The organism is Burkholderia sp. DN3021 (assembly GCF_049805555.1).
Classification (GTDB): Bacteria; Pseudomonadota; Gammaproteobacteria; order Burkholderiales; family Burkholderiaceae; genus Burkholderia; species Burkholderia pyrrocinia_C.
In genome coordinates, this window is the sequence record NZ_JBNCAB010000027.1 from 48951 (window position 1) to 60828 (window position 11878).

At 67.5% G+C, this 11878-nt stretch carries 9 protein-coding genes; all 9 read left to right on the forward strand.

The genetic code is table 11. The features are described from left to right. The first annotated feature begins 3 nt into the window (after nt 1–3). The 9 genes from ACPUER_RS15840 to ACPUER_RS15880 all read left to right on the forward strand — a co-directional run bounded on the left by ACPUER_RS15840 (nt 4) and on the right by ACPUER_RS15880 (nt 11521). On the forward strand, nt 4–960 hold the full coding sequence (locus ACPUER_RS15840; RefSeq protein WP_072440664.1) for an ABC transporter permease: 957 nt from the start codon (nt 4–6) through the stop codon (nt 958–960). Further along, entirely contained in the window at nt 960–2831 is a 1872-nt protein-coding gene (locus ACPUER_RS15845; RefSeq protein WP_425131548.1) for an ABC transporter ATP-binding protein, read from the forward strand. Before ACPUER_RS15840 ends, ACPUER_RS15845 begins: the two co-directional genes overlap by 1 nt. A gap of 468 nt (nt 2832–3299) precedes the next feature. Then, nucleotides 3300–3755: a helix-turn-helix domain-containing protein gene (locus ACPUER_RS15850; protein ID WP_425131549.1), complete on the forward strand. Its 456-nt coding sequence runs from the start codon at nt 3300–3302 to the stop codon at nt 3753–3755. Between the two features lie 308 nt (nt 3756–4063). Then, a complete protein-coding gene (locus ACPUER_RS15855) occupies nt 4064–4798 on the forward strand; it encodes a cupin domain-containing protein (protein WP_425131563.1) in 735 nt (244 codons plus the stop codon). 2 nt (nt 4799–4800) lie between these two features. Continuing rightward, on the forward strand, nt 4801–6126 hold the full coding sequence (locus ACPUER_RS15860) for an NAD(P)/FAD-dependent oxidoreductase (protein WP_425131564.1): 1326 nt from the start codon (nt 4801–4803) through the stop codon (nt 6124–6126). A 133-nt stretch (nt 6127–6259) separates the two neighbouring features. After that, a complete protein-coding gene (locus ACPUER_RS15865; protein ID WP_425131550.1) occupies nt 6260–7537 on the forward strand; it encodes an NAD(P)/FAD-dependent oxidoreductase in 1278 nt (425 codons plus the stop codon). Then, nucleotides 7534–8991 (forward strand): aldehyde dehydrogenase family protein, encoded by a 1458-nt coding sequence (locus tag ACPUER_RS15870; RefSeq protein ID WP_425131551.1) that lies wholly within the window; start codon nt 7534–7536, stop codon nt 8989–8991. The genes ACPUER_RS15865 and ACPUER_RS15870 overlap by 4 nt, the downstream gene beginning before the upstream one ends. 69 nt (nt 8992–9060) lie before the next feature. Then, nucleotides 9061–10245 carry a M20 aminoacylase family protein gene (locus ACPUER_RS15875; RefSeq protein WP_425131552.1) on the forward strand — a complete coding sequence of 395 codons (1185 nt, stop codon included), beginning with the start codon at nt 9061–9063 and terminating at the stop codon, nt 10243–10245. A 373-nt stretch (nt 10246–10618) separates the two neighbouring features. Then, a complete protein-coding gene (locus ACPUER_RS15880; RefSeq protein WP_425131553.1) occupies nt 10619–11521 on the forward strand; it encodes a GNAT family N-acetyltransferase in 903 nt (300 codons plus the stop codon). Nucleotides 11522–11878 lie beyond the last annotated feature (357 nt).

Genomic DNA, 11878 nt, shown 5'->3' on the forward strand with positions numbered 1-11878 from the left:
AACATGCACCCGACCGAACCCGTACAACGCAGCAGCGCGCTGCCGCCGCCCGGCGACCCGCGCCCGTCGTGGGGCGACACGCCGCCTGCCGCACCTTCCCCCGAGCAGCCGCGCAAGCGCCGCGCGATGCGCCCGGCACTGACCACCGGCGGCTGGATCGGCCTGTCGATGGCCGGCCTGATGCTGTTCGTCGCGGTGTTCGCGCCGCTGCTCGCACCGCACGACGTCGGCTCGATCGTGACGCCGGACGTGTTCGCGCCGTTCAGCGCGAAGCTGCCGTTCGGCTCCGACTTCCTCGGCCGCGACATGCTGAGCCGGATCCTGTACGGCACGCGGCTGACCGTTCTGCTCGCGCTGGCCGCGGTGCTGCTCGCCGCGCTGACCGGCACGACGCTCGGGCTGCTCGCGACGGTGTCGGGCCGCGCGGTGGACGAGACGATGAGCCGGCTGCTCGACGCGCTCACGTCGATTCCGTCGAAGATGTTCGCGCTGATGTTCGTCGCCGCGTTCGGCTCGTCGCTGCCGCTGCTGATCCTGACCGCCGCGGTCAGCTACATGCCGGGCTCCTACCGGATCGCGCGCGCGCTGGCCGTGAACATCAGCACGCTCGAATTCGTGCAGGTGGCGCGGGCACGCGGCGAGAGCGCGCTGTACATCGCGTGCGTCGAGATGCTGCCGAACATGATCCACCCGATGCTCGCCGATACCGGGCTGCGCTTCACGTTCGTCGTGCTGCTGCTGAGCGGCCTGAGCTTTCTCGGGCTCGGCGTGCAGCCGCCGTACGCGGACCTCGGCTCGCTCGTGCGCGAGAACATCGCGAGCCTCGGCGACGGTTCGGCCGTCGCGATCATGCCCGCGGTCGCGATCGCGATCCTGACGGTGGGCGTCAACCTGTTGATCGACGGCCTGCCGCATCGCGGCCGCCGCAAGGGCGCGGCGGCCGCCGCGGGAGAACACTGATGCGACATGAATCGACTCCGCTCGTCGAGGTCAGCGGGCTGCGTGTCGTCGGCGGCCGCCCGGGCGGCGCGGAAACGACGATCGTCCACGGCGTCGACTTCGAGATCCGGCGCGGCGAGGTGCTCGCGCTGATCGGCGAGTCCGGCTCCGGCAAGACGACGATCGCGCTGGCGTTGATGGGCCATGCGCGCGCCGGCTGCCGGATCGCGGGCGGCTCGGTGAAGCTCGCCGGCACCGACGTATGCGCGCTGTCCGCGCCGGCGCTGACCGCGCTGCGCGGCCGCAAGGTCGCGTACATCGCGCAGAGCGCGGCCGCCGCGTTCAACCCGTCGCGCACGATCCTCGACCAGGTGATCGAGAGCGCGCTGATTCACCGGACGATGTCGAGGCGCGACGCGCAGGCGAAGGCGGTCGAGCTGTTCCGCGCGCTCGCGCTGCCGGAGCCGGAAACGATCGGCAAGCGCTATCCGCACCAGGTGTCGGGTGGCCAGTTGCAGCGGCTGATGGCGGCGATGGCGCTGATCACCGATCCGGAACTGGTGATCCTCGACGAGCCGACCACGGCGCTCGACGTGACCACGCAGATCGACGTGCTGCAGGCGTTCAAGAGCGTGATCCGGCGCTACGGCATGAGCGCGGTATACGTGTCGCACGATCTCGCGGTCGTCGCGCAGATGGCCGACCGGATCGTCGTGCTGAGCGACGGCGTGATCCGCGAGGCGGGCGATACCGAACAGATCCTGCATGCGCCCGCGCACCCGTACACGCAGAGCCTGATCGCGGCGGTCACGCCGAACGGCGCCGAACGCGACGCGAAACCCGCGGCCGCCGCGCCTGCGCCGTTGCTCGACGTGCGCGGCGCGGTCGCCGGATACGGCGCCCGCACCGCGAAGGGCCTGCCCGCGAAAGTGATCCTGCACGAAGTGGACCTGCGCATCGGGCGCGGGCAGACGGTCGGCGTGATCGGCGAATCGGGCTCGGGCAAGACGACGCTCGCGAAGGTGATCGCGGGCCTCGTGCCGGCCAACGGCGGGCAGATCCTGCTCGACGGCGAGCCGCTCGCGCTCGATATCGGCAAGCGCACGAAGGAGCAGCACCGCCGCGTGCAGATCGTGTTCCAGAACGCCGATACCGCGCTCAATCCGGTGCATACCGTCGAGCGCACGCTCGCGCGGCCGCTCGCGTTCTACCACGGGGTCAAGGGCGCGCGTGCGAGGCAGCGCGTCGCGGAGCTGCTCGAGCTCGTGCGGCTGCCGCCGACGGTCGCGGGGCGGCGCACCGGCGAGCTGTCCGGCGGGCAGAAGCAGCGCGTGAACCTCGCTCGCGCGCTCGCGGCGGAGCCCGACCTGATCCTGTGCGACGAAGTGACGTCGGCGCTCGATACCGTGGTCGGCGCCGCGATCATGGACCTGCTGCGCGAACTGCAGGCGAAACTCGGCGTGTCGTACGTGTTCATCACGCACGACATCGCCAAGGTGCGCGCGATCAGCGACGACATCGTCGTGCTGTACGCGGGCCGCCGCGTCGAGACGGGTAGCCGCGACGCGCTGTGCGCGCCGCCTTATCACCCGTACTCGCACCTGCTCGTGTCGTCGGCGCCGGAACTGCGCGCGGGCTGGCTCGACGATGCGGCCGAGCGTTGCCACCGGCCGCTGGTGCCGATCGGCGCGAGCGCGGACAACACCGGGCTGTGCCCGTTCCTGTCGCGCTGCCCGATGCGGATCGACGGCGTATGCAATCAAACGGCACCCGTGCTGCGCACCCTCGACAACGGCGCGCAGGTACTGTGCCATCGCAGCGAGGACGACCTGACGCGCTTCCAGGCGGAGCCGGCGGCGGTCGTCGCGCCGGTGCAGCCGGTGCGCCTGTAGCGTGTCGCACCGTTCGTTTTCCGTGCTCGCGTGCGCCGGCGATCGGCTTTCCGCACAGGCTGCCGCGGCGGTCGCGAAAAACGGTGGATTGTGCGTGCGCCGTACCCGAATACGCGGCAACTGCGCTTCTTGATGGTGATTAAATGGTTTTCAATGAGCGATCGCCGATCGTCGTCGCCGGAAGGCTTGGAAAGGATCCGATGAAACCCGAATCGTACTGGCTGGATATTCGCCGCGCGTGTCGCGCCGGCCGTGAAGGGCCCGCCGAAGGGCGCGCCGACGTGGCCGTCGCCTCTATCGTGCGTTCGGGGTCCGCGAACATCGCTCCCGGTTCGCACCCGGCATCGGCGACACCATGGCGCAATTGATCGATACCGGCGCGGCCGACACGCCGATCGAGCCGTTCGCGATCGTGCGCTGCGTCGCAATGGCCACTGCCGCGCAGGCGGCCGCATGAGGATGGAGAACATGATCGATCTGTTCCGCGAGCCGGTCGAAAATGCGGTGCTCCGCGCTGCCGGCGTCGGGCGCCCCGTATCGACGGCCATCGACGACGTGCTGCGCACGATCGATGCGTCGTTCGCGCAGCCGTTGAATCTCGATACGCTCGCGGCGGTGGCCGGGTTGAGCGTGTCGCGTTTCACCGCGCGTTTTCGCAGCGAAATCGGGCTGTCGCCGCATCGGTATCTGTGTCTGGTACGGGTTCGGCAAGCGCAGGACTTGCTGCGCGGCGGCGTGGCGCCGTCGGTCGTGGCGACCGAGGTCGGGTTCTTCGACCAGAGCCATCTGTGCCGGCATTTCCGGCGGGTGCTCGGGATTACGCCGCGCGATTACGTGAGCGCGCGCTCGGGTGGGGCGCCGGGGCGAACCACGTCGATGCGTACGCGCGCCGAACGCCGGGACGCGTCCTGTCACGCCGCGTAAGCGCAAGCGCGGGCACGCGGCTGCGACCGGCCCTGGCTTGCCCGGTGAAGACGCCTGCCGGCCGTGGCGTGGTCATTAAACCGTACTTAACGATCGCTTTGCTGGAGGTTAATCAATCGGGAAGACCTGCGCCGCATAATTGCAGGCACGAACCACCAGCGGCGCGATTCAATTATTTCGCAACGAACACACGTTATCGAACAAATCAATACTCCTGACGGTTGCCGGATGAGAAGTCGCGAGAACGACGATTTCCGGGATCGCCCAGGACACTCAACAAGATCGTCGCGCCATGCGCAGGAGCAGAAATGACCGTAGCGTTCGTGTTGCACCGTGCCGACGGCACGCCTTTGTCGACTGTTTTCCGCAGGAAGCCGTTCGGCGAGAACGACCCTTTCGGGCGACATCGGGAGATTGCATGGGAAGGCCCCGACTCGATGGCCGCGGGCCGTATCGGCTTCGTCGGCGAACTCGACGTACCGAGCTTTCCGCACATTGAAACCATCGTCGTCGTGGCAGGCGAGCTGACGCTCGAAGTGCCCGGAGCGGAGCCGTTGGTGCTCGGTCCGCAAGCGGGGGTGGTCATCGGCAGCGGCACGAAGGTTCGCGTCAGCGCGGCATCGCCCGTGCTTTTCATGTTCTGCGCGGCGGCTTGCACGAACCCGACGAAGCGCGGCCTCTTCGCGCTGCGCGCCGACGCCGACTTCAAGCCGTCAGCATCGCTGCCGGCCGACGTGCTGCTCGGTCCCGCTCCGCAATGCCGCAGCGACAACGTCTTCGTCGACGACGGCGCGGATTACTGCGCGGGTACGTGGGATTCGACGCCGTATCATCGGATCGTTCGCCCGCATCGCGTGAACGAGTTCATGCAACTGCTGGCCGGCAGCGTACGCTTCGCCGCGCCTGACGGCAGCGTGCTGTCGCTCGGCGCCGGCGACGCGCTTTTCGTACCGCGGGGCGCACCGGTCGGGTGGGAAAGCAGCGATCGCGTGGCGAAGTTCTACGTCGTGCAAAACGTCCAGGTTTCAACCGAGCAACATTGATCATGTCACCTCCACTGCAGCACATACAAACTTCGCCCACGCTGCCGGCCGCGGCCGACGTCGTCGTGATCGGAGGCGGGATCATCGGCGTCTTTACCGCCTACTACCTGGCCCGGCGCGGGGTGTCGGTCGCGCTGGTCGAGAAGGGCAGGATCGGAGCGGAGCAGTCGAGCCGCAACTGGGGCTGGTGCCGACAGCAAAACCGCGACGAGCGCGAACTGCCGATGGCAAGCAAGAGCCTCGATCTCTGGGAACGATTTGCCGCCGAATCCGGCGAAGACACCGGTTTTCATCGTTGCGGGCTGTTGTATCTGAGCAATGACGAAGCCGAATTGTCGCGTTGGTCCAGTTGGGGCGAGTTCGCCAAGACCGCGGGCGTGACGACCTACATGCTCGACAGCCGGCAGGCGAGCGAGCGCGGGCAGCCCACCGGGCGCTCGTGGAAGGGCGGCGTCTTTTCGCCGACCGACGGCACCGCCGATCCTGCGAAGGCCGCGCCGGCCGTGGCCGCTGCACTGATGAAGCTCGGCGGCAGCGTCATTCAGCAGTGCGCGGCCCGCGGCATCGAACTCGAGGGCGGGCGCGTTTCCGGCGTCGTCACGGAAGCCGGGGTGATCAAGACCAGGACGGCCGTGCTCGCCGGCGGCGCGTGGGCGTCGTCGTTCTGCCGCCAGCTCGGCATCCGGTTTCCCCAGGCGTCGATCCGCCAGTCGATCCTGAGCGTGTCGCCGGTCGAACAGCGCTTGCCTGATGCGCTGTACACCTCCGGCGTGTCCATTACGCGCCGCAGCGACGGACGCTACGCACTGGCCATCAGCGGCCGCGCGCGCGTGGACCTGACGCCGCAGTTCCTGAGATTCGCGCCGTATTTCGTGCCGATGTTCGCGAAGCGCTGGCGCAGTCTTCTTCCGGGCGGCCTCGAAGGCATGCGCGGCGGCCACGAAACGCTGAAGCGGTGGCGGCTCGATGCGCCGACACCGATGGAGAGGGTGCGAATTCTCGATCCGAAGCCCGATATGCCGACCGTCACCGAAACGTACCGCCGTGCCGTCGAACTGCTGCCCGAACTTCGCGAAGCGACGATCACGCACGCATGGGCCGGGTTTGTCGACAGCACGCCGGACGGCGTGCCGGGTATCGGCGAAGTGCCGGGCCTGCCGGGCTTGATTCTGGCCGCCGGCTTTTCCGGGCACGGCTTCGGCATCGGCCCGGGCGCAGGTCACTTGATCGCGGATCTCGCCACCGGTGCGCAACCGATCGTGGACCCGCTGCCGTATCGGCCCAGCCGATTCGGCGATTCCGCGTGGGGCAAGGTCGCCGATTTCTAGTTGACGGTCGTGACGCGGAAGGCGGTGGCGGCGCTTGAACGATGCGCTTCGGTTCGGTTCGAGCGACCGGCGGGATCGGTGCGGCGAATGTCCGCCGGCTTTCCGGCCTGGTACGTCAGCTTTGGAGTGTGTGATGCGTTTCAGTTCCTACTGGCTCGATACGTCCGAGCCATTCGTGGGCAGCTCGCCGGAGCTGCCTGACGGAAGTTGCGACGTGGTCGTGGTGGGCGGCGGGATCACGGGCTCGGCGGCTGCGCTGGCGCTGTCGAAAAAAGGCGCACGCGTCGTCGTCTGCGAAGCGGGCACCGTGGGGCAGGCGGCGTCGGGACGCAACGGCGGCATGTGCAACAACGGCTTCGCGCAGGATTACGCGTCACTGTCGCAGCGCATCGGCACGGAACTGGCCAACCGGTTGTATCTCGCGTTCGATGCGGGTGTCGACACGGTCGAGCGGCTGGTCAGCGAGGAGTCGATCGACTGCGATTTCGCGCGTCGCGGCAAGCTCAAGCTCGCGGCGAAACCGGAGCACTACGACAAGCTGGTGCGAAGTCAGGCGCTGCTCGCCGCGAGCGTGGACCCCGACACGCGCGTGGTGACGAAGGCGGAACTGCGCGACGAGATCGGCTCGAATCGTTATCACGGCGGGTTGATCTTCGAGAAGAGCGCCGGGATGCACGTCGGCCGCTATGTGCGCGGTCTGGCGAACGCCGCGCAAGCGCGCGGCGCGCACATTCTGGAGCATGCGCCCGTGCTCGGCTTGAAGCGGGACGCGGGCGGCGCATACGCGGTGCATACGCCGCTCGGCGAGATTCGTGCGCGCCAGGTGCTGCTCGCGAGCGGCATTTCGCAAGTGGGGCCGTTCGGCTGGATCCGGCGCAGGATCGTGCCGGTCGGCGCGTTCATCATCGTCACCGAGCCGTTGCCGCGTGAGCTCCTGGACCGATTGCTGCCGACGCGCCGGATGGTCACCGACACGAAGAACTTCGTCAATTTCTTTCGCGTCACGCCCGACAACCGGATGCTGTTCGGCGGGCGTGCGCGTTTCGCGGCGTCGAATCCCCATTCGGACGAAAAGAGCGGGCTGATCCTGCGACGGCAGATGGCCGCCGTGTTCCCCGAGCTGGCCGGCGTGCGCATCGACTATTGCTGGGGCGGCATGGTCGACATGACGGCCAACCGCCTGCCGCGCGCGGGCCAGCGACAAGGCGTTTACTACTCGATGGGCTATAGCGGCCACGGCACGCACATGGCCACGCTGATGGGCACGCTGATGGCGGAGATCATGGACGGGCGAGCCGATCTCAACCCGTGGAAAAACTTCGACTGGCCCGCCATTCCCGGCCACTTCGGCAAACCATGGTTTTTGCCGTTCGTGGGCGCGTGGTACCGACTCAAGGACACCCTGCAATGAATTCACCTGTGCGTCACCTGATGCAAGCCGGAAGGCTGGACCGGTTCTTCATCGACGGAGACTGGGTCATGCCCGACGGCGGCGACCGGTTCGCCGTCGTCTGCCCGTCCACCGAAGACACGCTGTGCGACATCCCGCTCGGCAACGCACGCGACGCCGACCGCGCGGTGCGGGCCGCGCGCAATGCTTTCGAACGCTGGGCCGCGACGTCGCCGCAGCAACGCGCCGCGCTGCTCGACCGCGTTCATGCGCTGATACTGGAGCGTGCCGACCTGTTCGCCACCGCGCTCGCGATGGAAATGGGCGCGCCGATCAGCTATGCGCGCGGCGCCCATGTGCCGCTCGCGGCCGAACATGTCAGGGTCGCGCGCGATAACCTGGCGAGCTACCCGTTCGTCACGCGGCGGGGGACGACCGCGGTCGTGCGCGAGCCGATCGGCGTGTGCGCGCTGATCACGCCGTGGAACTGGCCGATCTATCAAATCACCGCGAAGGTCGGCCCCGCGCTCGCGGCAGGCTGCACGGTGGTCCTGAAACCGAGCGAGCTGTCGCCGCTCAGCGCGTTGCTGTTTGCGGAAGTGATCGCCGATGCGGGCGTGCCCGCGGGCGTATTCAACCTGGTGAGCGGCAGCGGAACGGAAGTGGGCGCGGCGCTCGCGTCGCACCCGGAAGTCGACATGGTTTCGATCACGGGATCGACGCGTGCGGGCGTACTGGTCGCGCAAGCGGCGGCGCCGACCGTCAAGCGCGTCGCGCAGGAGCTGGGCGGCAAGTCGCCGAACATCGTGTTGCCCGATGCGGACCTGTCGCGTGCCGTCGCGCCGGGCGTGGCCGCCGCGTTCCGGAACATGGGCCAGTCGTGCAGCGCGCCGACCCGTCTGATCGTCCCGCGCGGCGTTCTGGGCCGCGTCGAGGAACTGGCCGTCGCGGCAACGGAACGGATGGTCGTCGGCGATCCGTTCGCCGAAGCGACGACGCACGGCCCGCTGGCCAATCGCGCGCAGTTCGATCGCGTCGGGCAGATGATCGATGCGGGCATCGACGAACGGGCGAAGCTCATCGCCGGCGGGCCCGGACGGCCCGCGGGTTTCGATCGAGGCTTTTATGCGCGGCCGACCGTCTTTTCCGAGGTCCGCACCGACATGACGATCGCGCAGCAGGAGATCTTCGGCCCGGTTCTCGCGATCCTTCCTTACGACACCGTCGACGAAGCCATCGCGATCGCGAACGACACGGTCTACGGGCTTGGCGCACATGTGCAGGGCACCGACAAGGAACACGTGCGCGCGGTGGCTGCGCGCATCCGGTCGGGTCAGGTGCATCTGAACTATCCGGCATGGGACCCGCAGGCTCCGTTTGGCGGATACAAGCAGTCGGGGAACGGTCGCGAGTACGGGATCGAAGGCATGGAAGAGTACATGGAAATCAAGTCGATCCTGGGTTTCCATGATTGAAGCCGCTGCTGCGCGCGATGCGGCGGGCAGTCCTGATTTGAATCCGCTTGCCTTGTAAAGGTGCCGAAATTGGAAAACCCCGTGATCCCCGACGCGTCGCTGAAAGCACATTGCACGCACTGGGCGACGTTGCGCCGCGATCTGCATGCGCATCCCGAGTTGCGCTTCGAAGAGCACAGGACGGCCGATGTCGTCGCCCGCGAGCTTGAAGCTCTCGGCTATGCGGTGTCGCGCGGGCTTGGAGGCACGGGCGTCGTCGCGAGCCTGCCCGGTGCGGACCCGGGCCGCGGCATCGTGCTGCGTGCCGATCTGGATGCGTTGCCGATCCAGGAAGCCAACGACTTTGCGCATGCATCGGGCGCCCAAGGGGTCATGCACGCGTGCGGGCATGACGGGCATACCGTGATGTTGCTGGGGGCCGCGCGCATCCTGAAGGAACTGCCGCAGTTGCCGGGCACGGTTCATTTCGTGTTTCAGCCCGGAGAAGAGGGGGGCGCGGGCGCGCGCAAGATGATCGACGACGGGCTGTTCGAGCGCTATCCGACGGAGGCGGTATTCGGCATGCACAACTGGCCGGGTTTGCCTGCCGGGCATTTCGGGTTGCGTACCGGCCCGATCATGGCCGCGGGCTGCCGATTCAGGATCACGGTAACGGGCAAGGGCGCGCATGCGGCGCAGCCGCATCTGGGCATCGACCCCGTCCCGCTCGCGTGTTCGATGGTGCTGCAGTGTCAGACCATCGCCGCGCGGCACAAGGATCCCGTGGATCCCGCCGTCATTTCCGTCTGCATGTTCCATGCGGGAACGACGGACAATGTCATTCCGGATAGCGCCGAGTTGCGCGGGACGATCCGCACGCTGTCGTCGACATTGCAGCAGAAGTTGCAGCGCGACGTCCAGCTCATGTGCGAGGGGCTGGCCCGTGCCTACGGCGCGCAAGTCGACGTCGAGTTTTTCCAGTACTACCCCGCGACGGTCAACACGCCGGCCGAGACCGCACTCTGCGAAGCGGTCATTCGCGAGACGTTCGGCGCCGAACGCCTTAACCGCGACGTGCCGCCGAACATGACGTCCGAAGATTTCGGCTTCATGCTGGAGGAGCGGCCCGGCGCGTATGTGCTGATCGGCAATGCGCAGGCCGGAACGGCCGCGCCGGCGCTGCATCACCCGAAATACGATTTCAACGACGACATCATTCCGGCCGGCGTCCGGTATTGGGTCGCGCTGGCGCAGCATTACTTCGCGACCGTATGACGCGGCGGTTCGATCGATCGTGCCCGGCGGATTCGTCGCGCGATCAGGGCGCGGTGCCCGTATCGCGCATGCGAAGCAGTCACGACAGGCGTTCGCCGGGGACGTATGCTCGATGCCGAACAAGTCGGTAGCCGAGCCGCATCGAACGGTAATGCGTGGGTTGAACATTAAAGACGCGTTAACAGCCGGTTTACGGGTTGTTAAGCATGACGAAGTCATTATTTCCTATAGTCGACTCCATGAACTTGCCGGTACGACGCGTATGCCGCGAACGCCCGGGCGTCGATGCGGGCTCGTCGAACATCCGGTGAGACGGGGGCGCGCCGGCGTTCGCGCCCGGTTGCGGAATGGTGCCCTTTGGAAGGATTGCTTGATGAAACAGGAACACGTGATGAACGATTCTCGCTCGATGACGGAGCTTCGCTATCGAAGGTTCACCGCGGCCGATATACCCGCGGCCCACGCGCTCTCCATGGCGCTTCGCTGGCCATTCAGGCTGGAAGACTGGCAGTTTTCCGCCGACACGTCGATCGCGTTCGCGGCCGAGGAGAGCGGTGCGGTCATCGGTACGGCGATGTGCTGGAAGTTCGGCGCGGACCGTGCGTCCATCGGGCACGTCATCGTGTCGTCCGCACACCAGGGTCGGGGTATCGGCCGCGAGCTGATGGAGACGCTCCTCGAAGAACTGGGGCCGCGCATCACGTTCCTGCATGCGACGCCGGCTGGCCTGCCGCTCTACGAAAAGCTCGGTTTCCACGTGTGCGGATCGCTGGACCAGTATCAAGGGAACGTGAGCCGGCCTGCCGCGGTCGCACTGCCCGATGGCGAGCGACTGCGGGCCGGGACGCCTGCCGATTTGCGTTGTCTCGTCGAACTGGACGCGCGCGCTTCCGGCCTCGAGCGCGATGCGCTTTTGTCGGCCTTGCTGACGCGCGGGGAAAGCGTCGTGCTCGAGCGCGACGGCGAAATCGTCGGATTTTCGGTGCTGCGCCGCTTCGGCCGCGGTTACCTGATCGGCCCGGTGGTCGCACCGCGTTCGACCGGCGACGCGCGTGCGAGGGCGCTGATCGGCTATTGGTTGAGCGGCTTGGAGAACGAATTCGTCCGCATCGACGTACCTTCGGGAACGAGCTTGCCGGACTGGCTCGATACGCAGGGATTGAAGCGGGTGGACACCTGCTCGAAGATGGTTCGCAACGCGCCCGCCGCGGCACACGGCGGAGCGCCCGATCCGGCATGCGGGCTATACGGACTCGTCAGCCAGGCGATGATGTAGGTCACGGCCGCGCGCCCGGCGGCGGCGGTCGACGTCCAGCCAGGCCGCTGATCGCGATATCGGCCGCTACGCTTGCGACGCGGACCCGCGCTTCAAGCGCGCCCTGATCGACATGTCGGTGGGGGCGTGACGCACGGCGCCGGCGCCTGCCATGAAGCGATCGGACGGCATTCGGCCGGTGCGCGGGCTGCCGCGCGGCTTGCGCATGTTGTGCTGCCGCGGCTGCGCAAAACAGCGGATGATGCGCGCGCCATGCGCCAATACGCGGCAACTGCGCTTTTTGGCGATGCTTAAATGGTATTCATCGGGCGGCCATCGCCCGATCACGAACCTGCGGCGACAGGCGGGCCGGCGCTC

Bases quoted from the DNA above. Each gene is read 5' to 3' on its own strand.
- ACPUER_RS15845 (WP_425131548.1), top strand. From the start codon at position 960: ATGCGACATGAATCGACTCCGCTCGTCGAGGTCAGCGGGCTGCGTGTC.
- ACPUER_RS15870 (WP_425131551.1), top strand. From the start codon at position 7,534: ATGAATTCACCTGTGCGTCACCTGATGCAAGCCGGAAGGCTGGACCGG.
- ACPUER_RS15855 (WP_425131563.1), top strand. From the start codon at position 4,064: ATGACCGTAGCGTTCGTGTTGCACCGTGCCGACGGCACGCCTTTGTCG.
- ACPUER_RS15865 (WP_425131550.1), top strand. From the start codon at position 6,260: ATGCGTTTCAGTTCCTACTGGCTCGATACGTCCGAGCCATTCGTGGGC.
- ACPUER_RS15860 (WP_425131564.1), top strand. From the start codon at position 4,801: ATGTCACCTCCACTGCAGCACATACAAACTTCGCCCACGCTGCCGGCC.
- ACPUER_RS15850 (WP_425131549.1), top strand. From the start codon at position 3,300: ATGATCGATCTGTTCCGCGAGCCGGTCGAAAATGCGGTGCTCCGCGCT.
- ACPUER_RS15840 (WP_072440664.1), top strand. From the start codon at position 4: ATGCACCCGACCGAACCCGTACAACGCAGCAGCGCGCTGCCGCCGCCC.
- ACPUER_RS15880 (WP_425131553.1), top strand. From the start codon at position 10,619: ATGAAACAGGAACACGTGATGAACGATTCTCGCTCGATGACGGAGCTT.